The sequence below is a fragment of the Bacillus sp. FJAT-27225 genome, from assembly GCF_001685025.1.
GTDB lineage: Bacteria > Bacillota > Bacilli > Bacillales > Cytobacillaceae > Bacillus_D.
The window spans coordinates 214364-240805 of sequence record NZ_MAYU01000024.1 but is presented as its reverse complement, the minus strand read 5'-3'; the positions used below and the strand labels follow the sequence as shown (position 1 = coordinate 240805).

Here is a 26442-nt window from a genome sequence, read left to right as displayed (position 1 = left end):
GAATCACATCTCACTTCATTGATAAACCAATATAAAAAGCCAGCCCTCCTTTAGCGGAGAGGCTGGCTTTTGGCATTTTATTTCTCTTTAAGTGAAGCTCCAATAAACTCACGGAATAGTGGCTGAGGGCGGTTAGGCCTTGACAGGAATTCCGGGTGGAACTGGGAAGCGACAAACCAAGGATGGTCGGTAATTTCAATCGTTTCAATCAAGCGGCCATCCGGGCTTGTCCCTGAGAATACAAAACCAGCCCGCTCCATATCCTGGCGATAATGGTTGTTGAATTCATAACGGTGGCGGTGGCGCTCATATACGACCTTTTCTCCGTATGCTTCATGGACCTTTGTTCCTTCAACAAGCTTGCATGGATACAATCCAAGGCGGAGTGTACCACCCAGGTCTTCAACATCCTTTTGTTCAGGAAGCAAGTCAATGATTGGATCCTTCGTAGACGGATCAAGCTCCGCTGAATGCGCCCCTTTGAGACCGAGGACATTTCGAGCATATTCGACAGTTGCAAGCTGCATGCCAAGGCAGATACCGAGGAAAGGAACTTTTTTCTCACGCGCATATTTGATTGCCGTAATTTTCCCCTCAACTCCTCTGTCACCAAATCCGCCTGGTACCAGGATGCCGTCAGAATCACCAAGCAATTCTTCTACATTTTCTTCGGTTACATGTTCAGCATTCACCCAATTAATGTCGATATCGGCATCATATGCATATCCTGCATGCTTAAGTGCTTCAACAACTGACAGATATGCATCCTGTAGTTCGACATATTTGCCAACAAGGGCAATCTTGGTCTTCGCAGACAGGTTTGTAACCTTTTCAACAAGAGCCTTCCACTCTGTCATATCTGCCTCCCCACACTGAAGCTTTAAGTGGTCACAGACAATTTGATCAAGGTTTTGGTCTTGGAGGTCCAGTGGGATGGTATAAAGAGTTTCCGCATCACGGCACTCGATAACAGCTTTTTTATCAATATCGCAGAACAGGGCAATCTTGTCCTTCATATCCTGAGAGACAGGCAGCTCTGTACGGACAACGATGACGTTCGGCTGAATCCCAAGGCTGCGGAGTTCTTTTACGCTGTGCTGTGTCGGCTTTGTTTTCATTTCGCCGGCAGCCTTGATATATGGAATTAGCGTACAATGAATATACATAACGTTATCGTGGCCAATGTCGCTTTTAATCTGGCGAATCGCTTCGAGGAATGGAAGAGATTCGATGTCCCCTACCGTACCTCCGATTTCTGTGATGACGACATCAGCATTTGTTTCATTGCCGGCACGGAAAACACGTTCCTTAATTTCATTTGTAATGTGCGGAATAACCTGAACAGTACCTCCCAGGTAATCTCCACGGCGTTCCTTTTTGAGGACGGTAGAGTAAATCTTCCCAGTCGTTACATTGCTGTGTTTGGTCAGATTGATGTCAATAAAGCGTTCGTAATGTCCTAAATCCAAATCTGTTTCAGCGCCATCGCCGGTGACATACACTTCCCCGTGTTGATAAGGGCTCATCGTTCCAGGATCAACGTTGATGTATGGGTCGAATTTCTGGATAAAAACGCTTAGTCCCCTGTTTTTCAACAGGCGCCCCAGGGATGCGGCTGTGATTCCTTTGCCGAGCGAGGATACAACCCCACCGGTTACGAAAATATATTTTGTCATGTTAAGTCCCCCTCTAATACAGTTTGTTCAATTCCTGTTTGAATACAGCAGGTCTGTCAAAAAAAACGGTGCCATGAGCTAAAATGTTTTTTAAAGGGGAATTGAAACAGTCTTGCGGCGCGGCTTTGGAGCCCTGATTCTCCAATTCCTGCAAAATAAAAAAGCGCCCTCCTGCAATAGTTTGCAAGGGAGCGCTTGATAGCAAATGTTGTTCGTTCCTTTTTTAAGGAGCCCAAAAATGATTCTACAGGCAGAGGTTAGGAATGTCAAGCCTACAGGTCTTCCTCTTCATCCTCGTCATCGGCAAGCTCCTCTTCCTCTAAAGCTTCGAGGCTTTCTTCAAGGTCATCATCAAGGTCTTCCTCAATATCCTCATCGAGATCCTCATCGATTTCCTCTTCATCATCGATGTCGAATTCTTCCTCATCTTCTTCGAATTCATCAGCCTCTTCAATATCATCAAAGCTGTCTTCGTCTTCATCAAGGATGTCGTCTTCAGCAAAGTCATCAAATTCAGCTTCATCTTCAAGTTCTTCGTAATCATCAAGGTCATCATCCAGAACCTTTTTAGCCTTTTTCTTCTTCGGCTTGGCTGCATGGACTTGTTCTTCCTCAACTGTATCGACTGGATACCAGACCCGAAGGCCCCACTTATTTTCACCTAATGAAATAAAACGGCCATCTATATTCAAATCAGTATAAAACTGTGCAATCCTTGATCTTACCTGATCTTTGGAAAGATCTGATGCTTTTGCAATTTCATCAATGATTTCATTGAAAGCTAAGGTTTGTTTCTTATTCTTTAGCAGTTCGTAGGCCATTTCAATCATGGACATTTCCTTTAACTGCTCTTTCGAGTAATTTTCTAGACTCAACATTGGCACTTCCTTTCAAATTTACACCCAAAGGGCTCAGGAAGGGATTCTCCCGAAATACATATTCTTCATTATAAACAAATTCTTCCCGTTTATGCCAGTTCCAAGTGGGAGCAGGCGGAATATTTATTCCGCCATTAAAGAGAAGTAAGAATCAGCAGGGGAAAAAGAAGCCTCACTGATTGAAGTTTCACTTCAAGCTCTACGGTGGTTCTGGCCTCTCTCTTCCCTCTCCCGCCTTTCTTTCTCAATTGATAATTCCTTTAGTGATAACAATAGAAAAAGGATGGCGAGCAACAGGAAGGAGATTGCCCCAAGCTGGTGTTGGTATAAATAATAGAGAGGCCAGGCTGACAGGATGATAAGAGCAACAATATACTTTGTTTTGATCTTCTTCACCAGCCAACCTCCTCCCTTTATATGTATGCCAATATTATATAGTATCCGGGGGAATTTTTAATCCATTTTTGCCTTTTTAAAAAAATAATTGTTTCCGTGTATCGCGTAAGCCAACAAAATGGCCCAGGGAAGAATTAGGCCACTCCCCCGGGCTCTTTTTTATAACTTGATCCACAAAGAAAATTTCGGCAGGCATAGTCCTCGCCCTTGCGGTTTTGTTACATATTCCGGCGATATTGGCCGCCAACTTCGTAAAGAGCATGGGTAATTTGGCCAAGGCTTGCCACCTTTACTGTCTCCATAAGCTCGGCAAATATGTTTCCGCCAGAGACAGCTGTTTCCTTAAGCCGCTTTAATGCATCCGCCACTTTATCTGCATGTTCCTTCTGGAATTTGCGAAGGTTCGCAATCTGCAGTTCTTTTTCTTCCTTGGACGCTCTCGCCAATTCCATATTGTCCATTTCTTCTTCTGAAGGAGGATTTGGGTTCAGGTACGTATTCACCCCAATAATCGGCAGCTCCCCTGAGTGTTTTTTCATTTCGTAATACATGGATTCATCCTGGATCTTTCCTCGCTGATACTGAGTTTCCATCGCCCCAAGAACACCGCCGCGGTCATTGAGTCGTTCAAACTCCTCGAGGACGGCCTCTTCGACAAGGTCAGTCAGTTCGTCAATAATGAATGCACCCTGTAACGGATTTTCATTTTTTGACAGGCCGAGCTCCTTTGTAATAATCATCTGAATCGCCATCGCCCGTCGGACAGATTCCTCAGTTGGGGTTGTAATCGCTTCGTCATACGCATTTGTATGGAGGGAATTACAGTTATCCTGCAAAGCCATCAGCGCCTGGAGCGTCGTCCGGATATCATTGAAATCGATCTCCTGGGCATGAAGCGAACGGCCTGATGTTTGGATATGATATTTCAGCTTTTGGCTTCGTTCATTCGCACCATATTTATCTCGCATCACAGTTGCCCAGATCCGGCGGGCCACTCGCCCGATTACTGTATATTCAGGATCAAGGCCATTTGAGAAAAAGAAGCTTAAATTTGGAGCGAAATCATTAATATCCATCCCTCGGCTCAAATAGTATTCCACGTACGTAAATCCGTTCGCCAGGGTGAAGGCGAGCTGAGAAATTGGATTTGCGCCAGCTTCAGCAATATGGTAGCCGGAAATGGATACAGAATAATAGTTGCGCACCTGGTGGTCGATAAAATATTGCTGAATATCCCCCATCATCCTGAGTGCGAACTCGGTTGAAAAGATACACGTATTTTGCCCCTGATCCTCTTTCAGGATATCTGCCTGGACGGTTCCGCGTACATTTTTAAGGGTGTATGCCCGGACATTTACAAATTCTTCGGGAGTCAGTATCCTGCCAAGTTCCTCTTCTTTCTTTTCGACTTGCTGATGAATGGCTGTGTTCATGAACATAGCCAGAATAATGGGTGCCGGCCCATTAATTGTCATCGAAACAGATGTGGATGGATGGCAAAGGTCAAAGCCATTATACAATTTTTTCATATCTTCCAGCGTGCAAATCGATACGCCACTTTCCCCGATTTTCCCATAAATATCAGGGCGGTAATCCGGGTCTTCCCCGTAAAGTGTAACAGAGTCAAACGCCGTGCTAAGTCGTTTAGCCGGGTCTTCTTTTGAAAGATAATGGAAGCGGCGGTTGGTCCGCTCAGGGGTTCCTTCACCCGCAAACTGCCTTTTTGGATCTTCGCCTTCCCGCTTGAACGGGAAAACCCCAGCTGTATAAGGGAAGGAGCCAGGAACATTCTCACGATACACCCAGCGAAGTATTTCTCCATAATCCTTATACTTCGGCAAGGCTACCTTCGGAATATCAAGCCCTGATAAGCTTTTCGATTTTAATGCTGTACGGATTTCCTTATCACGAATCCGGACTACATATTCATCTGCGGCATAGTCGGCCTTTTTCTTTTCCCATCGGTCAAGAATTGCCTTGGATTCAGGAGAAAGGGCAGCTAGAGTTTCTTGTTTTAATTTATTGAGTTCGGAAAGCACATCATCAGAGGTATGGACTCCAAAGGATTCCAAAACTCCTTCAATTTGAAAAAGCCTTCTGGCCAATTCCGTCTGCTGCTCGGCTTTTTTATGGTAATTGCGTACTGTTTCACCAATTTCCCTTAAATAATACCTGCGCTCCGTCGGAATGATCACATTCTGCTTTTCAACGACAGCTTTTTTGTTAAAAGAGGTTTTCCACTCAGTTCCTGCCTTTTCATTAATTGTTTCCAAAAGAGCAGCAAATACGGCATTAGTACCTGGGTCGTTGAATTGGCTGGCGATGGTTCCGTACACCGGCATTTCATCCGGGTCTTTTTCAAAGAGCATATGGCTGCGCTGGTATTGCTTCTGGACCTGGCGCTTAGCATCCTCAGAACCCTTGCGTTCAAACTTGTTAATGACAATCAAGTCGGCAAAGTCAATCATGTCAATTTTCTCAAGCTGAGAAGGAGCACCAAATTCACTCGTCATTACATACATGGAGATGTCACAAATCTCGGTGATGGCCGCATCCCCCTGGCCAATTCCGCTCGTCTCAACAATAATGAGGTCAAAGCCCGCTGCCTTGGTAACAGCTACCGCATCTTTAATCGCGAGTGACAGTTCGCTCCGGGATGCCCTTGTAGCCAGGCTCCGCATATAAACGCGCGGGTTGAAAATTGAGTTCATCCGGATTCTGTCACCAAGAAGGGCCCCGCCTGTTTTTTGCTTTGTCGGGTCGACCGACAGAATTGCTACCTTTTTGTCTGGTATTTCATTAAGGAAGCGGCGTATCAATTCATCGGTCAGTGAACTTTTTCCCGCACCGCCTGTTCCAGTAATCCCGACTACCGGAACTGTTTTCGCGACAGATTTAACTTTCTCCATAACCTCTGCTGCAGCGGCCTCCTTACCCTCCGACACATGGTATTCGGCGAGCGTAATAAGCTTGGCAAGCGATGTGACCTTCCCTTCTTTTAACCCCTCGATTTCTGCCGGAGGGTCGTTTGGAAGGGTTGAGAAATCACACTCCTCGACCATCTTGTTAATCATTCCCTGAAGGCCAATCTGGCGGCCGTCCTCCGGAGAAAAAATTCCTGAAATTCCGTAATCATGAAGCTCCTTAATCTCGCGGGGGATGATGACTCCGCCACCGCCTCCAAACAGCCGGATATGGCCGGCACCCTTTTCCTTAAGAAGGTCGTACATATATTTAAAGTATTCGACATGCCCACCTTGATAGGAGGAAATCGCGATTCCCTGAACATCTTCCTGAATCGCTGCATTGACGACCTCTTCAACCGAGCGATTATGGCCTAGATGGATGACTTCAACGCCTGTTGACTGAAGGATTCTCCTCATAATATTGATTGAGGCGTCATGCCCATCGAACAGGCTGGAGGCAGTTACAAAACGGACGTGATGGACTGGTTTATAAATTTCTTGCGTGCTCATCTTGTTCCTCCTTTCAATGCTGCGGACTCCCGAAAAAGTTCGCTGCGGCTTCCTTTGCTGATTCCTGACAGCAGCAAATCAGTCTGGTAATCGATATATTCCTCGAGCGTGTACTGTTTTCTTAATGCCCAGCGCCTGAACCCCCACATTTGTCCGAGGACAATGATGTTATGGGCAACCAATTCTGCCTCTTTTTCCGATAGCTGCAGCTCCCCGTTGGCAATACAGCGGTTAATCAATTGGACGAACATCGCGGCCATTTCGTTTTCCTTTTTCAAAACATACGGCAGGGCATCTTTTGATAGTGATTTGGCTTCCTGGTACATAACCAAAACTTCGTCCTGCATATCATTCATGATCCTGAAATAATCAGCTATACCATGTTTCAAGCTTTCCAATGTATTTCCTTTATCGTCAAGGTCCTTCATCAGCTGGGTCGCGACTTGGTCATAAATGCTGTCACATACGAGATACAGCACATCCTCCTTTGTACGAATATATTCATAGAGGGTGCCAATGCTGAATCCCGAGGCCCTCGCGATTTCCCTGGTTGTTGTACGGTGGAACCCCTTTTGCTTAAAAAGCGCTACCGCCCCCCTGATCATTTGGCTGCGTCTCCTTTTAATCAGGAGCTCATCTTTCACGGAAGCTTGGACTTCTCTTTTTTTCAAACATCCCCACCGCCTTTGTCCTTTCATCGCAATCTATTCACTTACTAATGACATAATGAGCTCTAGTTTACATGTTTGCTGAAAGATTGTTGTTTTTGCTAGTAGTTATTTTCGTCCCGCTAAATGAGGCTGCTTTAAAGCACTGCAGGGACAAAAAAGGAATGCTTCCTGGGAATAGGCATCGTTAGGACAGACGGCCTTTGTCTGCCACGAGAGGCCTTTTATTTTTCACGAGGCGTTCTTTGTCTTCCAAAAGGATGCCCCCGGACATTAGGCATGGAATGCACGAGTCTAGCTTAAGAATCTTAGCCCCTTAAGGTCATGTTTTTCTCGGCACACCATGGCATTCCGTCTATTAAATAACTTTTTTGGGACGTTTCTCTCGGTACAGCATGCCGTTCCAGCCATTAAATAACTTTTATAGGACGTTTCTCTCGACTCAACATGCCGTTCCAGCCACTATATCCTTCAGTCCTTCAGGTGAACATGGCAAATCACTTCGTCAGCATCCTTGAGATGACAAGGCGTTGAATTTCCTGGGTTCCTTCGTAAATCTGGGTAATTTTCGCGTCACGCATAAACCGTTCAACCGGGTAGTCCTTTGTATAGCCATAGCCGCCAAATACTTGGACCGCTTCGGTTGTCACTTGCATTGCGGTATCCCCGGCATACAATTTCGCCATTGCCGAAGCCTTGGCATATGGAAGCCCTTCTGTTTCGAGCCAGGCCGCCTGATAGGTTAAAAGGCGGGAAGCTTCAATGGCAGTCGCCATATCGGCAAGTTTGAAGGAAATCCCCTGGTTGGCAGCAATCGGTTTCCCAAACTGGTGCCGTTCCTTTGCATAGTCAACGGCTGCATCAAGCGCTCCCTGGGCAATCCCGACAGCTTGGGCTGCAATCCCGTTTCGGCCGCCGTCGAGTGTCATCATCGCGACTTTAAAGCCTTCTCCTTCTTCCCCGAGGCGATTTTCAACCGGCACGCGGCAATCCTCGAAGATGATTTCGGTCGTCGGCGACGAACGAATACCCAGTTTCTTTTCCTTTTTGCCAACCGAAAAGCCTTCGAAGTCTTTTTCAATAATAAAAGCAGTTGTTCCCTTTTGGCGGCTGGATGGGTCGGTCAGGGCAAAAACTACATAAATATCGGCAACGCCGCCGTTTGTGATAAAAATCTTGGAGCCATTCAAAACATAATGGTCACCGTCTAGCCGGGCTGTTGTCCGCATGCTTCCGGCATCCGAACCGCTGCCAGGCTCCGTCAGGCCATAGGCGCCAATTTTCGAGCCTTCAGCCATCGGGCGAAGGTACTTCTGTTTTTGTTCTTCACTTCCGAATTTAAAAATTGGCCATCCAGCAAGTGAAGTATGCGCAGACAGTGTCACTCCCGTTGATGCACAGACGCGGGAAAGTTCCTCTACGGCAATGCAGTAAGCGAGATAGTCGCTGCCAATTCCGCCGTACTCCTCTGGCCAAGGTATACCAGTCAGCCCAAGCTCGGCCATTTTGTCAAAAATTTCACGGTCAAATCGCTCTTCTTCATCACGCTCAGCTGCTGTTGGTGCAACCTCATTCCTCGCAAAGTCACGGACCATCTTCCTGATCATTTCATGCTCTTCTGTCAATTTGAAATTCATCTTCCATCCCCCTTAATCCTATTGAAATATCCTACAGTTGCTTTGCAATCACATGCCGCTGGATTTCACTTGTTCCCTCATAAATTTCCGTGACCTTGGCATCGCGGAATAGCCTCTCGACCGGGTACTCTTCGGTATAGCCATAGCCTCCGAACACCTGAATTGCTTCCGTTGTTGTCTCGACGGCCGTTTTTGATGCAAAAAACTTAGCCATTGATGCTTCAATTCCGCACTTCTTCCCTTCTGACCTAAGCGACGCCGCACGGTATACAAGCAGCCTTGATGCCTCCACTGAGGTCGCCATATCCGCGAGCTTAAATCCGATTCCTTGATTGGCTGCAATGGGTTTTCCGAATTGGTGTCTTTCTTTTGCATACCGTATTGCTTCTGAAAGTGCCGCCTCGGCAATTCCCAGGGCCTGGGCGCCAATCCCAATCCGCCCGCCATCCAGATTGGCCATCGCAATCTTGAAGCCTTGGCCTTCTTGCCCAAGAAGGTTCTCACGTGGAACTTTCATATCCTCGAAAGTCAGCTGGACTGTCCTCGAACCATGAAGGCCCATTTTCTTCTCATCCTTGCCAATAATCAAACCAGGGGTTCCTTTTTCAACAATGAATGCAGAAATGGCGTCATCTGCAGTCCGGGCAAACACAATGTAAATATCGGCTTCGCCGCCATTTGTAATAAATACCTTCGATCCATTCAGTACATAATAGTCCCCGTTTAATACAGCTTTTGCCTTCAGGCTGCCGGCATCGGAGCCCGCACTTGGTTCAGTTAGACAAAACGCACCAAGCCATTCTCCCGCAGCCATCCTTGGGACATATTTTTTCTTTTGCTCTTCATTCCCGAAGTAGAGAATGGGATAGGTTCCGACCGAGGTATGGACACTCAGTATCACTCCGACAGCCGCACTCACTCTTGATATTTCATTGATTGCAATAATGTAGGACATAAAATCCATTCCCGCTCCGCCATATTCCTCCGGGACTGGAATTCCCATCAGTCCAAGCTCCCCCATCTTTGGAAGCAGTTGTTTCGGAAATTCACCCCGCTCCATTTTTTCAACCCATGGGGCGATTTCCTTTTCGGCAAACTCGCGGACCATCTTTCTCATCATTTCCTGCTCTTCTGTAAAGCGAATATCCATCTTCATCCCCCCTTGCCCTTCAGTGATAGATTTACAGAAATCAATATTCGTAAAAGCCGCGCCCAGTCTTTTTCCCGAGCCAGCCTGCTTTTACATACTTCCTGAGCAGCGGACAAGGACGGTATTTGCTGTCCCCAAACCCTTCATAGAGCGTTTCCATAATATACAGGCACGTATCGAGTCCAATGAAGTCTGCTAACGTCAAAGGCCCCATTGGGTGATTCATCCCAAGCTTCATGACCTCATCAATTGCTTCCTTTGTTGCCACACCTTCATACAGGGTGTAAATGGCCTCATTGATCATCGGCATCAGGATCCGGTTCGATACAAACCCAGGGAAATCGTTTACCTCAACAGGCACCTTGCCGAGGACACGCGTCATCTCTTCAATCTGGTTGTACACCTCATCAGCCGTAGCCAGTCCACGGATAATCTCCACAAGCTTCATGACTGGCACTGGATTCATAAAATGCATGCCAATTACCTTTTCAGGCCGTTTCGTGGCGGCTGCTATTTCCGTGATTGGTAGGGAAGATGTATTGCTGGCAAGAATGGCATGCGCCGGCGAATACTCATCCAGCTTCCGGAAAATATCAGCTTTTACTTCCATATTTTCAACTGCTGCTTCGATTACAAGGTCAACGGAGGCGGCATCCTCAAGTGAAGTAGATGCCGTTATGAGACTGATTGCCGCTTCCATTGCCGAAGCTTCAAGCTTTCCCTTATCAACGCCCCTGGCAAGATTTTTCTTAATTCCTGACAAGCCTCGTTCCACAAATTCCTGCTTCAAATCATTCAGTAAAACCGAATAACCCGCCTGTGCGCATACCTGGGCAATTCCTGATCCCATCTGGCCCGCGCCAATCACCATAACGTTTTTGATTCCCATCCTGTCCCCTCCATTCATGAAACTAGCAATCTATCGTTTTGGAACCTCAATCATAATCGCATCTCCCTGGCCGCCGCCGCTGCAAATTGCGGCAATTCCAATCCCTCCGCCACGCCGATTCAGCTCGTGCATCAATGTGACGATAACCCGGGCGCCACTCGCTCCAATTGGATGTCCCAGCGCAACCGCGCCGCCATTGACATTCACCTTTTCGGGATCAAGCCCTGCTATCTTATTGGAGGCAAGAGCAACCGCTGAGAATGCCTCATTGATTTCAAATAAGTCAATATCCTCAAGCGGCCTGCCTGTTTTTTGCAAAAGCTCGTTGATAACCAGGCCCGGTGTTTGCGGAAAGTCCTTGGCTTCGAGAGCAATGGCCGTATGGCCCACGATTACAGCTCCAATCTCACGGCCTTCGCGAAGTGCGCGTTCTTCACTCATTAAGACAAGTGCACTTGCCCCATCATTAACTCCAGGTGCATTACCGGCTGTTATGGTACCATCATTATCAAACGCCGATTTTAGAGTGGACAGCTTTTCAAGTGTTGTATCTTTCCTAACTGATTCATCAACTTTGATAATGATTGGGTCGCCTTTTCGCTGAGGAACTGATACAGGGACAATTTCCTCTGCGAACACGCCATTTTCCATTGCCTTTACGGCAAGCTGATGGCTTCGAAGCGCCCATAAATCCTGTTCCTCACGGGTAATCCCCATTTCCTCCGCTGTTGAATTTCCATACGTCCCCATGTGAACACCGGTAAAGCTGCAGCTTAAGCCATCCACAATCATTAAGTCCTTCAACTGGGCATCACCCATCCGGAATCCAAACCGTGCTTTCGGCATAATATATGGTGCGTTGCTCATCGACTCCATTCCGCCGGCAACGATTACTTCCCCATCCCCAACTCTGATAATTTGGTCGCCAAGTGTTACACTCCTCATCCCAGAGGCACATACCTTATTGACTGTCTCTGTCTTGACCTCCCACGGAATACCGGCAAACTTTGCTGCCTGCCTCGATGGAAGCTGTCCCTGGCCGCCCTGTAGAACCGTACCAAGAATGACCTCATCCACTTCTGTAGGTTCCACCCCTGCCCGGTTGAGCGCTTCCTTTACAGCAATGCCTCCCAATTCTGCTGCGGTGAAACTGCTCAGCGCACCGCCAAATTTTCCGAATGGCGTACGCACCCCGCTTAAAATGACTGTCCTTGCCATCTGAACATCCCCTTTGTTTGATATAATCATTGAACAAGTGAAGCACTTGACGAAATTCCTTGCGTTTTAAGAATCAACCACTCTAATCTTAAGATTTTGTTGTTTTGCGCGTTGAGACCACTCTATCAACGACCTTAATCCGGTTTTTTACTGTTTTCGGGCGTTGATACTGCTCTATCAACGACCTTAATCCGGTTTTTTACTGTTTTCGGGCGTTGATAATTCAATGACCTAGAACCTCTGGTTGGGTTTTCACTGGTTCAATACAATCGTCCTATCGACTGAACGCTCGCTCAACTGACACTCACAATGAAAGCGCTTTAACTACCAGGTATAATTTTACATGAATAAAAGCAGGAACTGAAATTTAAAACACAACATTGTTAATTTTGTGTCTCCTTCAGTCCCTGCTTTCAATCTACTAGCTAGGATACGAGTGCTGACGGCGTTCCGACCACCGCTTTCTCAAGCAGCTCGGCTACATCGTAAGTACCGACGCTTTCCTCGACTTCCTTTGCCTTCGTCCCATCCGACAACATGGTCAAGCAATATGGACAGCCTGAGGAAATCACAGATGGATTGACAGCCAGTGCCTGCTCGGTCCGCGCGACATTTATTCGATGCCCGGTTTCCTCCTCCATCCACATTAAGCCGCCTCCCGCTCCACAGCACATGCCATTTTCACGGTTTCGATCCATTTCCACAAGCTTGACCCCCGGAATTGATTTCAGGATTTCCCTAGGTGCATCATATACATCATTATATCTGCCGAGATAGCATGAATCATGGAAGGTAATGGTTTCATTCACCTCGTAGCGAGGCACGAGCCTTCCATCCCTGACAAGCTCGAATAACAGTTCTGTATGATGATAGACCTCTGCTTCAAGCCCAAAATCCGGGTATTCGTTTTTAAAAATATTATAGGCATGGGGGTCAATCGTAACGATTTTCTTTACTTCGTTTTTCTCGAACTCTTCAATATTTTTTGTCGCCAGCTCCTGGAACAGGAATTCGTTCCCAAGGCGTCGCGGCGTATCTCCCGAGTTCTTTTCCTTGTTGCCAAGAATGGCAAACTTGACGCCCGCCTCATTTAGCAGCCTTGCAAAAGAAAGAGCAATTTTCTGGCTTCTGTTGTCATACGAACCCATTGACCCGACCCAGAACAGATACTCGAACTCTTCGCCAGCCTTCTTTGCTTCTTTCACAGTTGGTACATGGACGTCATCACGGGCGTCGCGCCAGTCTTCCCTTTCTTTTCGATTCAAGCCCCATGGGTTGCCCTGGCGTTCAATATTGGTCATTGCACGCTGCGCATCAGGCTTTACCTTTCCTTCTGTTAAAACAAGATACCGGCGCAGATCAATAATTTTATCAACATGCTCATTCATAACCGGGCACTGATCCTCACAATTACGGCATGTCGTACAAGCCCAGAGTTCTTCCTCCGTAATCACATCTCCCACAAGACTAGGGCTGTAGGAAACGCTGGCTGCCGCTTCACTAGCGCCGCTTCCCGCCGCAGCCAATGCCAGTTGGTTACCGGTTGTATTGGCAAATGCATAGGTCGGCACCCATGGCTGCTTTTGGGTAACCGCCGCACCATAGTTTGTAAGATGGTCACGCAGCTTGACGATAATATCCATCGGCGACAGCATTTTTCCCGTACCTGTCGCTGGGCACATATTCGTACAGCGGCCGCACTCAACACACGCATAAAAATCTATCATTTGCAGCTGATTGAAGTCTTCAATTTTCCCGACCCCAAAGCTTTCCTGTGATTCATCTTCAAAATCAATTTTCTTAAGTTTTCCCACTGGACCTGTCCGGCTAAAGTAAGTATTGACCGGGCCGGCAATAAGATGGGCGTGCTTTGACTGCGGCACATAGACAAGGAAAGACAAGAGCAGCAGCAAGTGAAGCCACCAGGAAATATAAAACAGGGTGATCGCAGCATTCGTTCCCAGCCATCCAAAGGCAGCGGCAATTGCCGAGGCAACCGGCTCAGACCATGATTGGTCCCCTCCATGCCAAATAATCGCCATTGCATTGCCAAAAAGAACTGAGAGCATCAGACCGCCAATGAAAATCAATACGAGCCCGGACTTGAAGTTCCGCTTAAGTCGGACCAGTTTCTCAACATAGCGGCGGTAAAACGCCCAAATCACTGCAATCAGGATCACCAGCGTAACAATTTCCTGAAAGAACGTAAAACCGGAGTAAACCGGCCCAAATGGAAGGTGGGAACCTGGCTTTATTCCTTTCCAGATAAAATCAATTGCCCCGAATTGGACAAGTATGAAGCCATAAAAAAACATAACATGAATGATTCCGCTCTTTTTATCCTTTAACAGCTTCTTCTGGCCAAATACATTTGTCCAGATTTTCTGCCAGCGCTCCTTGGCGGAAGCATCAAATTCCGCCTTCTTGCCCAGCTTAATATAGGCAATGCGCGTTTTTACCACATACGCAAACAAACTGGCTGCGTAAGCGGTTACAATTAAAAATGCAATCAAGTTAACCCATAACAAGCTTTCCATGAAAGTCCCCCCTTCGGATTCTCCATTGCCTTGATAAGCCCTTTAGAATATTCAGAACTATCTAATTGTATTATAAAAATGAATGAGCATTCAGTCAACATTTAAGCGCTCATACAACCTGCCGTTTATGTAAAAGCTATCTGTAAAAAACACCTGACTAAAGGAGGCGGGCCCCATTCTTGTTCTTGGACTTTTCTTACTGATTGCTGCCTGGCTCGCCGCAGACTACCATCTTGGCCGGAAAAAGAGAATTACGTCTTCCCCACCCTCTTATCCGCGCCGATACGGGGCAGTCCGCATCTTCACCAAGGGAGGAGAGCTCTTCGCAGATTATTTTGAGGAGTTAAAACGAGCCAGGGACTATATTCATGTCATATTCTACATCCTTAAGGAAGATGCCCTAAGCAAGGAATTTCTTGAAATTTTAATTGATAAGGCAAGGGCTGGGGTCGAGGTTCGCCTGCTAGTCGATTGGGCTGGAGGGCATGCCTTGAAAAAACAAACGATATCCACCCTCATGAGTGAAGGGATTTATTTTGCTTTTACACATAAGCCCGGACTGCCTTATTTGTTTTTTTCCCTGCAGTCCCGAAACCATCGGAAAATTACCATCATTGACGGCAAGCTTGGCTATCTGGGCGGTTATAACGTAGGAAATGAATATATTGGCGGGAATCCAAAACTTGCTCCATGGCGTGATTACCATCTCAAACTGTATGGAGAGCCTATTTCAGATTTACAGCAAGTCTTCCTTACGGACTGGAAGGATGCAACAGGAGAGGATTTAAGCAATTTCCAATGGTATAAACGGAAAAACGGCAAAGGGCCGGCACTTTACCAGCTAGTCCCGACTTCATTAGGAACCGCCCTTGAGGACATGTATATTGAAACGATAGGAAAAGCTAAAGAGCGGGTTATTATTGGGTCTCCTTACTTTATTCCGTCAAGAAAACTGCTTCAAGCCTTGCTCCACTGCCTTGACCGTGATGTTTCCGTTTCAATCCTCGTTCCAGGGAATTCCGATCACCCGCTTGTTAAGGAAGCCGCCTACCGCTATTTTCGCGTGCTTATTAGAAAGGGAGCAAGGGTATACCAATTCATGAATGGCTTTTACCATGCCAAAACACTATTGATAGACCGAACAGTCTGTGACATTGGGACAGCTAATTTTGATAAGAGAAGCTTATTTTTAAATAGCGAAATTAACTGCTATATGTATAGCGAGGAACAAATTTTGGAGGCCGAGGCTATCATAGAGGCGGATATTGCCTGTTCCAAGGAATTGGAGCTTGCCTGGCTTGAGAAGCCGAACCTGATCCGCTCGGCAAAGGAGCTTGCCGCCGGGGCTATTTCGATGTTCCTTTAATTTTCGCGAGGGGGAGTAAAGTTGAAAATTCGATTTGGATATGTGTCTACCGCTCTTTCCCTCTGGGAAGCTTCGCCTTCGAGGACAATGACATTTACCCGCTACAAGCTTCTTGGAAAAGAGGAACGCAAGGAAAAACTGCTTGCCCTGACAGCAGAAAACCTGAAAAATACGTTGCGGATGCTTTATTATAATATAGCTCATGGAATTGAGCTGTACCGGCTATCCAGTTCAATTGTCCCACTTGCGACACACCCCGAAGCAAGCTGGGACTTTGCAACCCCTTTTAAAGACGAATGGCTTGAAATCGGCTCCGTTGTCAAAAAGCACGGGCTTAGAGTCAGTTTCCACCCAAACCAGTACACTCTTTTTACTTCACCAAAGACGGAAATAACCGTAAATGCGGTCAGGGACATGGAATACCATTATAGGATGTTCACCTGCATGGGCCTCGAGCGGCTCGGAACCCACAATATCCATGTTGGCGGTGCCTATGGGGACAAGGACGCCGCCATTGGCCGGTTTCATGAAAATATTAAGCTCCTGCCTGTCCATATTAAAGAAATGATGACACTTGAAAATGATGATAAAACATATACAACCGAAGAAACACTTTCCGCCTGCATAAGAGAGAGGATTCCGCTTGCCTTTGATTATCATCATCATATGGCAAATCCGTCAGAACTTCCCCTTGAGGATTTGCTTCCGTTGGTTTTTTCGACATGGACAGAAAGGCCTCACGTTCCGAAAATCCATATCTCTTCTCCAAAATCGGACAGACTCTTTCGTGCTCATGCCGATTTTGTTGATTTGGAGTTTCTAATGCCCTTACTAAAGCTGCTCAAGGATATAAACCAGGATGTGGACTTAATGATTGAGGCAAAAGCCAAAGATCAGGCACTCCTTAAGCTTGTACCGGAAATCGCTGCAATCCGGGGTATCAAACGGATTGGCGGGGCCGCAGTGGAGTGGAAATGAATGCGAACAGTGCCTGTCACTTCCCGGTTTTTCTTGTTTCACAAAATGTTCCACAGCGGAAACGTGTTACCCATCGTGTCAAAGTACAAAGCGGCCCCCTGTTTTTAGAGGGCCGCTTCAATTTCAGTCGACATCTTCTATTAAATTTAGGACTGGAACATCTCGTTCTTGTTCAGGATTTTCCTTCCAGTAAATACGCGCCATTTTGGCCGTCTCGTCCACATTTTGGATAAGGACACGTTTTCCTTCGTAGGTTACATTTATAGTTTCCGCAGACTCCATAATTTCCTTTGCCCGGCCTACATTCATGAGCTCCCACTCCTCAGATAGATTTGTCATCATTTACTATATGGAAATAGGCAAGATTTTATCCGCATTACGTACCAAGGATATCCGATACATATTGCTAGTGTTTAATAACTAAATAAAGCGGGAAAAGGCAAAATGTAAGGCTAAATACTAAAGGAGATGACATCAAATGAAGTATAGAAACCTTCTATTGTCGATCCCGTTGAGTACAGGAATGCTTTTGGCAGGTTGTGCCGGGGAACAGAATCCCCCTCCAGCTGATGATAACTTTGAAATGGAAGAAGACAATCAAGAGCCAGATGTAACTGAAGAGCCTTCAGAAGAAACCAATGATGAAGAAGAGCCAGATATGGATGAAGAACCTTCCGAGGAAGATGGAAATTAGTTTTGATATAAAGAACCTATAAAAAAGTGCCGGAGCAAAATCCGGCACTTTTTCTGTTAATTACATTCTTTCAGGTGCTGAAACACCGATAAGTGACAATGCATTTTTCATTGCTATTTGAACTGACCTCACAAGAGCCAGGCGTGCCTTTGTACGCTCACCCTGCTCAGCGTCAACGACTTTTTCAGCATTGTAGAAGCTGTGGAATGTTGAAGCAAGATCAAATACATAATTGGCAATTCGATGAGGTGTGCGCTTCTGTGCCGCTTCACCGACAGCCTGCGGGAATTCGCCGAGTTTTTTCAGCAAATCGTATTCCTTTTCAGAAGTGATTTGTGACAAATCGACATCCTTTTCAACCGTGAAACCTTGCTCCGAAGCCTGTCGTAAAATGCTTGAAATACGCGCATGGGCATATTGAGCATAATAGACAGGATTTTCATTTGATTGGGAAACTGCCAAGTCGAGGTCAAAGTCCATATGAGTATCGGCTGAGCGCATTGCAAAGAAGTAACGGGTTGCATCAAGGCCAACTTCTTCAACAAGCTCACGCATTGTAACAGCCTTGCCGGTGCGCTTGCTCATTTTCATTTTCTCGCCGTTTTTGTAAAGATGGACGAGCTGGATAATCTCAACCTCAAGCACATCTTTATCATAGCCGAGAGCCTGAATGGCCGCTTTCATACGCGGGATGTAGCCATGGTGGTCCGCTCCCCACACATTAATCAGCTTTTCAAATCCGCGGTCAAGCTTATCTTTGTGATAGGCAATATCCGGAGTCAGGTAGGTATACGCACCGTCCTGCTTAATCAGCACACGGTCTTTATCATCTCCAAATGGAGTTGAGCGCAGCCATGTCGCTCCTTCTTCTTCAAAAATATGGCCATTGTCCCGAAGCGTCTTCAATGCCGCATCGATTTTTCCATTGTGGTATAAAGAGGTTTCAGAATACCATACATCAAACGATACCCGGAAATCCTCAAGGTCTCTCTTAAGCTTCGCCATTTCAATTTTCAGTCCATGTTCACGGAAAAAGGTAAAGCGCTCCTCTTCTGGCATGGAAACGAACCTGTCGCCATGCTCGGCAGCAAGCTGCTTCCCAATCTCTTTAATATCTTCCCCGTGATACCCGTCTTCCGGCATGTCCTTATCGAGACCAAGCGCCTGGAAATAACGAGCTTCAACTGATAAAGCCAAATTATTGATTTGGTTCCCGGCATCATTGATGTAATATTCACGTGAAACATCGTAGCCAGCCTTCGCAAGAATATTTGACAGAGAGTCACCAACTGCGGCACCGCGCGCATGGCCAAGATGAAGGTCGCCGGTAGGGTTTGCCGATACAAACTCAACCTGAACCTTTTGGCCCTTGCCGACATTGGTTTCCCCATATCCGTCTCCAGCTTCAAGGACGTTCGGGATTAACCCGGTCAAATAGCTATTATCCATGTAAAAATTAATAAAACCCGGCCCAGCAAGCTCAATCTTTTCAATCGACGCTTTCGAGCGGTCGAAATTCTCAACAATTGCATCAGCAATTATACGGGGTGCCTTTTTAGCGACACGGGCAAGCTGCATCGCCATATTCGTTGAATAGTCACCATGGGCCTTTTCCTTTGGTGTTTCCAAAACCACATCGGGAAGTTGCTCTTCTGTAGCAAGCCCCGCCTTCAGCACGGCCGCTTTTATTTCATTTTTCAAGTTTTGTTGCATCTGTTCAACTAAGTTCATACCTCTTCCTCCTCAAACATGATCGCCAAGCTATATGTACCTGCGGGTGCGCCCGCTATCATCAAGTCATATTTTAGCCTGAATACGCCGCCTCTCCCGTTTTCACGGATGGCTTGCGCAAGCCGGTCGGTAACGGCTGAAACAGGCAGTGTTCCGTATTGCGTTTCATAGCTGCCCCGTGTTTCCTCACCAAGGCGAAATGGCATCCGCATCTTCACAGCCCCGCTTCTCAAAAGCAGCGCTTTGCCGCTTTCCATTTTGAGAATGGAGCGAATGCTTCCTTCGGGAGACAGTTCCTCATATTGAAGATAGGCTTCATTTCCTTTTTTATAAAAAAAGCCATTCCCTCCGGTGACAAGTTCATCCTTGTTGCCGTCCTGGGAGATTGCCGTACTCACTGTAACTATGACGGGTTTCGGATCCATCCGGCCACTTCCTTTACTATCTGTCAAAATAAAATATTTTAGTGTCTCTTTTTGCGACCAGCTCAAGCGCTTGTCATGTCTGATCTAGGTGCTTGCGCTATTGTTCTAAATATGGAATTATATCATGATTTCTAAACATGCTCTACCTATTATTTGGTCAAGACTCATTCCCTTATTATATCCTTCCTGCCCTTACAATTCAAAAAGTGCCTGCTTCGGATTGAAACAGGCACTTTTTGCGACTGACACAAAAACTTATTTGACGAATCCAAGTAACATTTCACGGATCATTTTGCTTGCGGTGTTGGCAGTTTGTTCAGATGGGTCATAGATTGGCGCGACTTCAACAAGATCGGCTCCGACAACCTTCACCTCTGAACGTGCAATTTCATGGATAGAAGCAAGCAGTTCACGGGATGTAATGCCGCCTGCATCTACCGTCCCTGTTCCTGGAGCATGTGCCGGGTCAAGTACATCAATGTCGATTGTTACGTATACCGGACGCCCGGCAAGCTTCGGCAAAATTTCCTTCAATGGCTGATGGACATCGAATTTTGAAATGTGCATTCCGACACTTTTTGCCCATTCGAACTCTTCCTTCATCCCGGAACGGATTCCAAATGAATAAACATTCTGAGGGCCGATGTGCTCAGCGATTTTCCGGATCGGCGTAGAATGAGAAAGAGGTTCTCCTTCATACTGCTCACGCAGGTCGGTATGGGCATCAAAATGGATGATGGCCATGTCAGGATATTTCTTATAGACCGCCTTCATGACTGGCCAGGAAACAAGATGCTCCCCGCCCATGCCAAGCGGGAACTTGCCTGCAGCCAAGATTTGGTCAACAAACTCTTCAATCATATCGAGGCTGCGCTGAGCGTTCCCGAACGGAAGCGGAATATCTCCAGCATCATAATAGTTTAAATCGACGAGATCACGGTCTAGATAAGGGCTGTATTCTTCAAGGCCAACGGATACTTCACGAATACGGGTCGGTCCAAAACGGGATCCGGGGCGGAAGCTGACAGTCCAATCCATAGGCATGCCGTAAAGAACCACTTTGCTTTCTTCAAAATTAGGATGGCTTTTAATAAATACATTTCCTGAATAGCTTTCATCAAAGCGCATGGTATGTTTTCCTTTCTACGTACAGCGAGAGGGAGACGATGCCTCCCTCCGCTGTGTTCTTAAGTTTAGTGTAATCTTAAAATACGACAAAGCTGCTATTCTGTATATAGAAATTTATTTGACAAGATCGCCTACAAATTTCGGCAGGACAAAGGCAGCCTTATGGAGCTCCTTTGTATAGTATCTTGTTTCAATATCATGGAAACGCTCGTCAGCTACTTCAAGCGGATCATATTTCTTTGAACCAATTGTAAACGCCCACATACCGCTTGGATAAGTCGGGATGTTTGCAATATACAAACGGGTAATCGGAAAAATTTCCTTCACATCACGCTGCACGTCGCGAATTAAATCTGCCTTGAACCAGGGATTATCAGATTGGGCAACAAAAATCCCATCTTCTTTTAAGGCCTTGGAGATTCCCGCGTAAAAACCCTTGGTAAAAAGGTTTACGGCCGGGCCGACCGGCTCAGTGGAATCAACCATAATTACATCATAGTCGTTTTCGCTTTCAGCAATATGCATGAAACCGTCGCCTACCTTGACCTCAACACGAGGATCATCAAGCTTTCCGGCAATCTCCGGCAAAAATTTCTTCGAGTATTCAATTACCTTCCCATCAATATCAACAAGGGTGGCTTTTTTTACTTCGGGGTGTTTAAGCACTTCACGGATAACCCCGCCATCGCCGCCGCCAACTACTAGTACATTTTCAGGATTTGGATGGGTGAACAACGGTACATGCGCAACCATTTCATGATAAACGAATTCGTCCTTGATTGATGTCATCACCATTCCATCAAGAAGAAGCATATTGCCCCATTCCTCTGTCTCCACCATATCAAGCTTTTGGAATTCAGTCTGTTCTGTATGTAAAGTCTGTTTAATCTTCATTGTGATTCCGAAATTATCGGTCTGTTTCTCAGTAAACCAAAGTCCTCCCATTTCCATCTTCCTTTCCATTTATTATTGCCAAGAAACGTTCAATATCCATATAACAATAATTGTTGTATAACTCTATTGCTATAGTTCCCCAAATGAATGAATGCAAACACACCCCAAAAAGGTGAATGGAAACCCCTAAAAAGTATAAAATATATGCCAAAAAAAGCAAGAAAAATATTCATTCTTCTCTCTATAAAACGTTTAAAACACTTCCATTCTTTTCATACTGATGATATGGCCCCGGATGGGCCAAATTTTTCCGATAAAGGAAACGGGGTGATGAGATGGAAGCAATCACAGGCAAAGGGTTAAAACAGGCAGTAAAGTACGTACGGGCCGGTGTTTTCCTTGGTCTGATTTTAATGGGAATTGCGACGGTGTTTGTAACCGGGATTCTCATCTATGCAAGGGTGTTAGGCTCACCCCCGCTTGCTGTACCACAATCCACCCTTTATTTCTCGGATGATGGAAAAGTCATTGGGGAAACAAATACCGGGCAAAAAAGGTATTGGGTAAAGCTCGATGATATTTCTCCCTATCTCGTTGAAGCGACCATTTCCATTGAAGATAAGAAGTTTTTTGAGCATAAAGGTTTTGACCTTAAACGGATTGCCGGTGCCGCACTTGCAGACATTAAAGCGTTTGAGAAGGTCCAGGGTGCCAGTACGGTAACCCAGCAATATGCCAGGAACCTGTTTCTTGAGCATGACAAAACCTGGAGCAGGAAATTGCGGGAGGCGATGTACGCGATCCGTCTTGAAATGAACTATTCCAAGGAGCAAATCCTTGAAGGCTATTTAAATACAATTTATTACGGAAACAGGGCGTACGGTATCCAGGCGGCCAGCCAATATTATTTTGGAAAGAATGCATCGGAGTTATCCCTTGCAGAGGCTTCGATGCTTGCAGGTATTCCAAAAGGCCCCGCTGCCTTTTCCCCGTTCGCCTCAATGGAAAGAGCAAAACAACGGCAGGGGCTCATTCTTGATGCGATGACAAAGAACGGGTATATAAAAGAAACAGAAGCAAAGGCTGCTGTAAAAGAAGGGCTTGCCCTGACAGGGACAGATCCTCATAGGGAACTCAAAGCTGCTCCTTATTTCCAGGATGCTGTTGCAAATGCGCTCCGCTATCAGTTGGGAATTGATGAGCGCACCATTGAGCTTGGCGGCTTGCGCGTTTATACAACGCTTGACCAAAAACAGCAGGAAGCAGCAGAAAAGCAAATAAAAGCGATTATTGCAGCTGACTCCGACATACAGGCCGCACTTGTTGCTGTTGACCCCAGGAGCGGCCAAATAAAAGCGATGGTCGGCGGGCGTGATTACGAAAAGAGCCCCTTTAACAGGGCCGTACAGGCAGTCCGTGAGCCGGGTTCAACGATTAAGCCACTCCTTTATTATGCAGCACTGAGCCATGGCTTCACGCCTGCCACTACGATGCGAAGCGAGCTGACAACGTTCCGGTTTGAAACTGGCGACCCTGATTATACGCCTCATAACTACAATAATAAATACGCCAATAGCGATATTACGCTTGCACAAGCTTTAGCTGTTTCCGACAATGTCTATGCTGTTAAAACACATTTGTTCCTTGGGCAGGAGACACTGGCCGAAACAGCCAAAAAACTTGGGATTTCAACAAAAATGGCCACTGTTCCTTCTCTTGCACTTGGAACCTCTGGTGTACGGGTTATTGAAATGGCCAATGCGTACGGGATGTTTGCCAACGGCGGGAAATATATTGAACCGACACTCATTACCAAGGTCGAAACCTCAGATGGAAAGATCATTTACAAAAAGGATAACAGCGAGGAAAACATCCTTGACCCAGCTAAAGCCTATGTTATGACGCATATGATGACCGGAGTGTTTGATACAAAGCTGAATGGCTATGCAAACGTCACAGGCAGCACGATTGTAAAAGGATTAACACGGCCATATGCCGGTAAATCAGGGTCCACCCCAACGGATAGCTGGATGATTGGGTATTCGCCACAGTTAGTCTCGGCTGTCTGGACCGGATATGACGATGCCCGGACAATCGATATTGTTGCCGAAAAGTCCTACGCCAAACAAATCTGGGCTAAATTTATGGAAGAGGCATTGCAAGGCAAAACCGTTAAATCATTTAAGCCACCAAAGGAAGGCGTCACCGGGGTTCATATTGACCCAGCCAATGGGAAATTGGCAACAAAGGAATGCCCAGTGAGACGGTTTACGTATTTTGTCTCCGGAACGGAACCTGATGAATATTGCACCGACCATCTCGAAAATGGCAAAACGAAGCCTGGGAAAGGACCGTGGCGTTCCGAAAAGAAATCATGGTACAAGAAGCTTTGGGACTGGGGCGGCTAAAAACAAGAATAGAGCCGGGGCATTGTGCCCGGCTCTTCCTATCTTCACTACTATTCCTCGTTAAGTCCGGTTTTTAGTTCACCTGTTGAATTCTCCCAAAATGCTTCATTGTGGGCCTTCAAGAAATCAGCGAGAATTTTTTTAGATTTGTCGTCCATATGGTCAACGATGATATGCCGTTTGAGCGATTTATCCATTCGGTTGACATGCTCTGCAAGTACTTTGTAGCCGCGCCGTATTTCACGGTTTACCGTCATTTCACAAGCGGTAACCCCGGCATAATACGGTCCATTTTCATTTCGGTCAATGGTTACCCAAACGAGCCAATACGGCTTGGCATTCGGGACTTCATCCTTATTGGGAAGGAACTTGATACCCTTTTCAACAACGCTTCTCGCATGCATCGCGCCGATATCAATAACAGCTTCTCCTTCCTCGACATCAATGATGACAGGCGCTATATTATCGAGTGTGAGTGAGCCCTTTCCGAAGCCTTTATGATTATCGAGCGGGTCATTTTTAATTATATTAAAGCCAACCTTTTTCTTTTTTTCTTCCATTCCAACAACCTCCTGAAAACACTTTTTACCTATGTGAAAAAAGGAATTAAGAACTCTTGAATATTTTTATTAAGCGCAGGCAGGACAACCTGGAAAAGCGGTGTAATCGTATAGTCTCCGAGCGGGGTGAGAACAAGTATCAGGAAAATCAACGAGCCATATTGCTCATATTGGGTCATCTTGGCCCGTAACCCGGCTGGTGCAAGGTCTTCAAGGATACGATACCCGTCAAGCGGCGGGAACGGCAGCAGGTTGAAAACGAACAGGACAAGATTAAGCCCTATAAAAACTTCAAGGAATTCTCCAAGAGTAACTGTAAATGAAGAATGACCGCCATATACAATTAAGGAAAATAAGGTGATAAATCCAATCAGTGCCAGAAAGAAGTTCTGATCGGACCTGCAGCAGAAACGACGATTCCCCCAAGCCTCGGATATTTAAAAAAGAAACGGTTTACCGGAACAGGCCTGGCCCATCCAAACCCAATCACCAAAATAAGAATCGTACCAATCGGATCAAGGTGGCGAATTGGGTTTAACGTCAGCCTGCCCTGATTCTTCGCAGTGTCGTCTCCAAATTTCCAGGCCATAAACGCATGTGCAAATTCATGGACTGCAAATGCAATTGCCAAGGATAGTACGGCAAAAATGATTCCCTCAACTGTTCTGTACGGAAATAGCAATAGTTTTCCCCCTATGATTTATCTCTCTTTATCTGATAATAGCCCGTAATCTGGCAGCCAGTTATTAAAAGTATACACGAACATATAAAGAAAGTGAAAACAGCCTGCACCTTGCTTGCGCTTTTTTTCCATTTGTGAAAAACTGAAGCTACAACCAAGCAAGGAGGAATAAAAAGATGCCAATCGTAACAGTAAAAATGCTTGAAGGCCGCAGCGATGAACAAAAAAAGGCGCTTGTTAAAAAGGTAACTGAAGCTGTAGTGGAAACATCCGGAGCACCTGCTGAGAATGTAACGGTCATCATTGAAGAGATGGCAAAGACCAATTACGGGAAAGCGGGCGTAAGGGCCAGCGACCAATAAGTTTAATAAAGATGAATATACGAAAAGCTAAGCATCCGTTAATGGAGCTTAGCTTTTTCCTTTAATGCAGAAATATAAGTATAAGCCTGGTCGACTTCCTCTTCCGTATACCGCTGGCTGCTTTTTAACGTAAAGACCTTTTCTGCAACCTCCGAACGCTCCAGGCCGTCAAAATAAAGGACAGTTGAAACAAGCTCGAGGAAGCGTGCATTTTGGCCATTCATATCTTTTAAACATTCCTCCAGATTGGGAATATCCACCCCGCTCATTACCAGGAACTCTTTACCGGCCTCTGTCAGGCAGTAGCGATACTGGCTGTATCCGCCCTTGTTTTCTTTGCACTCCTCCAGGAAGCCCATATTGCAGAGCTCCTCGACTCGAAGTGTCAATTCCTCAGAATAGGGGCCGTAAAAATGGAACTGGAAACGTTCCTGAAACGGAAAGGCCATTTTTTTCGCAATATAAATCATCTTCTGCAGTTTTTTCCTTCCAATAATCTCTCCGGAAACCAGCACTGCATGCATCAGTTTGGCATGATCATTTAACAAGCTTCTTCATCTCCTGCTCCCTCAAAGGGAAGAAAATCGTTCTCTGGTTGGGCTCGTGCCTAAAAACAGGCACTCCCACTCTGTCTCGTGTCTAAAGCAGCAAATTCAAGAACAGCTATCTGCCGCTTCCGCTTTTCTCTG

The 26442-nt window shown here is 46.1% G+C and carries 22 protein-coding genes and 1 pseudogene; 5 read left to right on the top strand and 18 right to left on the bottom strand.

The window, feature by feature from the left end:
- Positions 1–77 precede the first annotated feature (77 nt).
- From A8F94_RS22200 to A8F94_RS22155, 10 genes are all read right to left on the bottom strand, one after another.
- The gene (locus A8F94_RS22200; protein ID WP_066205843.1) at positions 78–1676 is read right to left on the bottom strand and encodes a CTP synthase; all 1599 of its coding nucleotides are present in this window, start codon (positions 1674–1676) and stop codon (positions 78–80) included.
- 272 nt (positions 1677–1948) lie between these two features.
- On the bottom strand, positions 1949–2551 hold the full coding sequence (gene rpoE / locus A8F94_RS22195; RefSeq protein WP_066206123.1) for a DNA-directed RNA polymerase subunit delta: 603 nt from the start codon (positions 2549–2551) through the stop codon (positions 1949–1951).
- Between the two features lie 195 nt (positions 2552–2746).
- Positions 2747–2950, bottom strand: a complete 204-nt coding sequence (locus tag A8F94_RS22190; protein WP_066205840.1) for a hypothetical protein — start codon at positions 2948–2950, stop codon at positions 2747–2749.
- Positions 2951–3168: 218 nt separating this feature from the next.
- Entirely contained in the window at positions 3169–6426 is a 3258-nt protein-coding gene (gene icmF / locus A8F94_RS22185; RefSeq protein ID WP_066205836.1) for a fused isobutyryl-CoA mutase/GTPase IcmF, read from the bottom strand.
- Entirely contained in the window at positions 6423–7097 is a 675-nt protein-coding gene (locus tag A8F94_RS22180; RefSeq protein WP_066205834.1) for a TetR/AcrR family transcriptional regulator, read from the bottom strand. The genes icmF and A8F94_RS22180 overlap by 4 nt, the downstream gene beginning before the upstream one ends.
- 494 nt (positions 7098–7591) lie before the next feature.
- Positions 7592–8731: an acyl-CoA dehydrogenase gene (locus A8F94_RS22175; RefSeq protein ID WP_066205832.1), complete on the bottom strand. Its 1140-nt coding sequence runs from the start codon at positions 8729–8731 to the stop codon at positions 7592–7594.
- Positions 8732–8762: 31 nt separating this feature from the next.
- Positions 8763–9881, bottom strand: a complete 1119-nt coding sequence (locus A8F94_RS22170) for an acyl-CoA dehydrogenase (protein ID WP_066205830.1) — start codon at positions 9879–9881, stop codon at positions 8763–8765.
- Positions 9882–9921: 40 nt separating this feature from the next.
- Complete coding sequence (locus tag A8F94_RS22165) at positions 9922–10770, bottom strand: 3-hydroxybutyryl-CoA dehydrogenase (protein ID WP_066205828.1); 849 nt, start codon at positions 10768–10770, stop codon at positions 9922–9924.
- Positions 10771–10800: 30 nt separating this feature from the next.
- The gene (locus A8F94_RS22160; RefSeq protein WP_066205825.1) at positions 10801–11988 is read right to left on the bottom strand and encodes an acetyl-CoA C-acetyltransferase; all 1188 of its coding nucleotides are present in this window, start codon (positions 11986–11988) and stop codon (positions 10801–10803) included.
- Positions 11989–12413: 425 nt separating this feature from the next.
- Positions 12414–14525, bottom strand: a complete 2112-nt coding sequence (locus A8F94_RS22155; RefSeq protein WP_066205823.1) for a (Fe-S)-binding protein — start codon at positions 14523–14525, stop codon at positions 12414–12416.
- A gap of 175 nt (positions 14526–14700) precedes the next feature.
- On the opposite strand from A8F94_RS22155, the gene A8F94_RS22150 reads away from it, so the two are divergent.
- Complete coding sequence (locus tag A8F94_RS22150; protein WP_066205820.1) at positions 14701–15891, top strand: phospholipase D-like domain-containing protein; 1191 nt, start codon at positions 14701–14703, stop codon at positions 15889–15891.
- A 21-nt stretch (positions 15892–15912) separates the two neighbouring features.
- The gene (uvsE, locus tag A8F94_RS22145; protein ID WP_066205815.1) at positions 15913–16869 is read left to right on the top strand and encodes a UV DNA damage repair endonuclease UvsE; all 957 of its coding nucleotides are present in this window, start codon (positions 15913–15915) and stop codon (positions 16867–16869) included.
- A 123-nt stretch (positions 16870–16992) separates the two neighbouring features.
- Here the strand turns inward: uvsE and A8F94_RS22140 are convergent, their stop codons facing one another.
- Positions 16993–17178, bottom strand: a complete 186-nt coding sequence (locus tag A8F94_RS22140; protein WP_066205811.1) for an H-type small acid-soluble spore protein — start codon at positions 17176–17178, stop codon at positions 16993–16995.
- A gap of 169 nt (positions 17179–17347) precedes the next feature.
- Here A8F94_RS22140 and A8F94_RS22135 point away from each other — a divergent pair, with 169 nt between their 5' ends.
- Entirely contained in the window at positions 17348–17563 is a 216-nt protein-coding gene (locus A8F94_RS22135) for a hypothetical protein (RefSeq protein ID WP_066205808.1), read from the top strand.
- A gap of 60 nt (positions 17564–17623) precedes the next feature.
- On the opposite strand, the gene argS is transcribed toward A8F94_RS22135, so the two are convergent.
- From argS to speE, 4 genes are all read right to left on the bottom strand, one after another.
- Positions 17624–19294, bottom strand: coding sequence for an arginine--tRNA ligase (argS, locus tag A8F94_RS22130; protein WP_066205805.1), 1671 nt, complete (start codon positions 19292–19294; stop codon positions 17624–17626).
- On the bottom strand, positions 19291–19719 hold the full coding sequence (locus A8F94_RS22125) for a DUF1934 domain-containing protein (protein WP_066205803.1): 429 nt from the start codon (positions 19717–19719) through the stop codon (positions 19291–19293). The genes argS and A8F94_RS22125 overlap by 4 nt, the downstream gene beginning before the upstream one ends.
- Before the next feature lie 255 nt (positions 19720–19974).
- On the bottom strand, positions 19975–20847 hold the full coding sequence (gene speB, locus A8F94_RS22120; RefSeq protein ID WP_066205800.1) for an agmatinase: 873 nt from the start codon (positions 20845–20847) through the stop codon (positions 19975–19977).
- A gap of 114 nt (positions 20848–20961) precedes the next feature.
- Entirely contained in the window at positions 20962–21792 is an 831-nt protein-coding gene (speE, locus tag A8F94_RS22115) for a spermidine synthase (RefSeq protein ID WP_175384495.1), read from the bottom strand.
- 284 nt (positions 21793–22076) lie between these two features.
- Here speE and A8F94_RS22110 point away from each other — a divergent pair, with 284 nt between their 5' ends.
- Positions 22077–24149, top strand: coding sequence for a transglycosylase domain-containing protein (locus A8F94_RS22110; protein ID WP_066205793.1), 2073 nt, complete (start codon positions 22077–22079; stop codon positions 24147–24149).
- 50 nt (positions 24150–24199) lie between these two features.
- Here A8F94_RS22110 and A8F94_RS22105 read toward each other — a convergent pair whose 3' ends face one another.
- Positions 24200–24709, bottom strand: coding sequence for a YwhD family protein (locus tag A8F94_RS22105; RefSeq protein ID WP_066205792.1), 510 nt, complete (start codon positions 24707–24709; stop codon positions 24200–24202).
- Between the two features lie 29 nt (positions 24710–24738).
- A pseudogene (locus A8F94_RS22100) lies at positions 24739–25391 on the bottom strand (site-2 protease family protein).
- A gap of 176 nt (positions 25392–25567) precedes the next feature.
- On the opposite strand from A8F94_RS22100, the gene A8F94_RS22095 reads away from it, so the two are divergent.
- On the top strand, positions 25568–25753 hold the full coding sequence (locus A8F94_RS22095) for a 2-hydroxymuconate tautomerase (protein WP_066205791.1): 186 nt from the start codon (positions 25568–25570) through the stop codon (positions 25751–25753).
- A 38-nt stretch (positions 25754–25791) separates the two neighbouring features.
- Here A8F94_RS22095 and A8F94_RS22090 read toward each other — a convergent pair whose 3' ends face one another.
- On the bottom strand, positions 25792–26301 hold the full coding sequence (locus A8F94_RS22090) for a YwgA family protein (protein ID WP_066205788.1): 510 nt from the start codon (positions 26299–26301) through the stop codon (positions 25792–25794).
- Positions 26302–26442 lie beyond the last annotated feature (141 nt).

What these genes read in the sequence shown, in the direction of transcription:
- icmF (WP_066205836.1), bottom strand. Translation starts at nt 6,426, where the DNA reads ATGAGCACGCAAGAAATTTATAAACCAGTCCATCACGTCCGTTTTGTA.
- A8F94_RS22110 (WP_066205793.1), top strand. Translation starts at nt 22,077, where the DNA reads ATGGAAGCAATCACAGGCAAAGGGTTAAAACAGGCAGTAAAGTACGTA.
- argS (WP_066205805.1), bottom strand. Translation starts at nt 19,294, where the DNA reads ATGAACTTAGTTGAACAGATGCAACAAAACTTGAAAAATGAAATAAAA.
- A8F94_RS22160 (WP_066205825.1), bottom strand. Translation starts at nt 11,988, where the DNA reads ATGGCAAGGACAGTCATTTTAAGCGGGGTGCGTACGCCATTCGGAAAA.
- A8F94_RS22155 (WP_066205823.1), bottom strand. Translation starts at nt 14,525, where the DNA reads ATGGAAAGCTTGTTATGGGTTAACTTGATTGCATTTTTAATTGTAACC.
- A8F94_RS22140 (WP_066205811.1), bottom strand. Translation starts at nt 17,178, where the DNA reads ATGAATGTAGGCCGGGCAAAGGAAATTATGGAGTCTGCGGAAACTATA.
- A8F94_RS22200 (WP_066205843.1), bottom strand. Translation starts at nt 1,676, where the DNA reads ATGACAAAATATATTTTCGTAACCGGTGGGGTTGTATCCTCGCTCGGC.
- A8F94_RS22095 (WP_066205791.1), top strand. Translation starts at nt 25,568, where the DNA reads ATGCCAATCGTAACAGTAAAAATGCTTGAAGGCCGCAGCGATGAACAA.
- A8F94_RS22135 (WP_066205808.1), top strand. Translation starts at nt 17,348, where the DNA reads ATGAAGTATAGAAACCTTCTATTGTCGATCCCGTTGAGTACAGGAATG.
- A8F94_RS22175 (WP_066205832.1), bottom strand. Translation starts at nt 8,731, where the DNA reads ATGAATTTCAAATTGACAGAAGAGCATGAAATGATCAGGAAGATGGTC.
- A8F94_RS22170 (WP_066205830.1), bottom strand. Translation starts at nt 9,881, where the DNA reads ATGGATATTCGCTTTACAGAAGAGCAGGAAATGATGAGAAAGATGGTC.
- A8F94_RS22105 (WP_066205792.1), bottom strand. Translation starts at nt 24,709, where the DNA reads ATGGAAGAAAAAAAGAAAAAGGTTGGCTTTAATATAATTAAAAATGAC.
- A8F94_RS22125 (WP_066205803.1), bottom strand. Translation starts at nt 19,719, where the DNA reads ATGGATCCGAAACCCGTCATAGTTACAGTGAGTACGGCAATCTCCCAG.
- speE (WP_175384495.1), bottom strand. Translation starts at nt 21,792, where the DNA reads ATGGGAGGACTTTGGTTTACTGAGAAACAGACCGATAATTTCGGAATC.
- speB (WP_066205800.1), bottom strand. Translation starts at nt 20,847, where the DNA reads ATGCGCTTTGATGAAAGCTATTCAGGAAATGTATTTATTAAAAGCCAT.
- A8F94_RS22165 (WP_066205828.1), bottom strand. Translation starts at nt 10,770, where the DNA reads ATGGGAATCAAAAACGTTATGGTGATTGGCGCGGGCCAGATGGGATCA.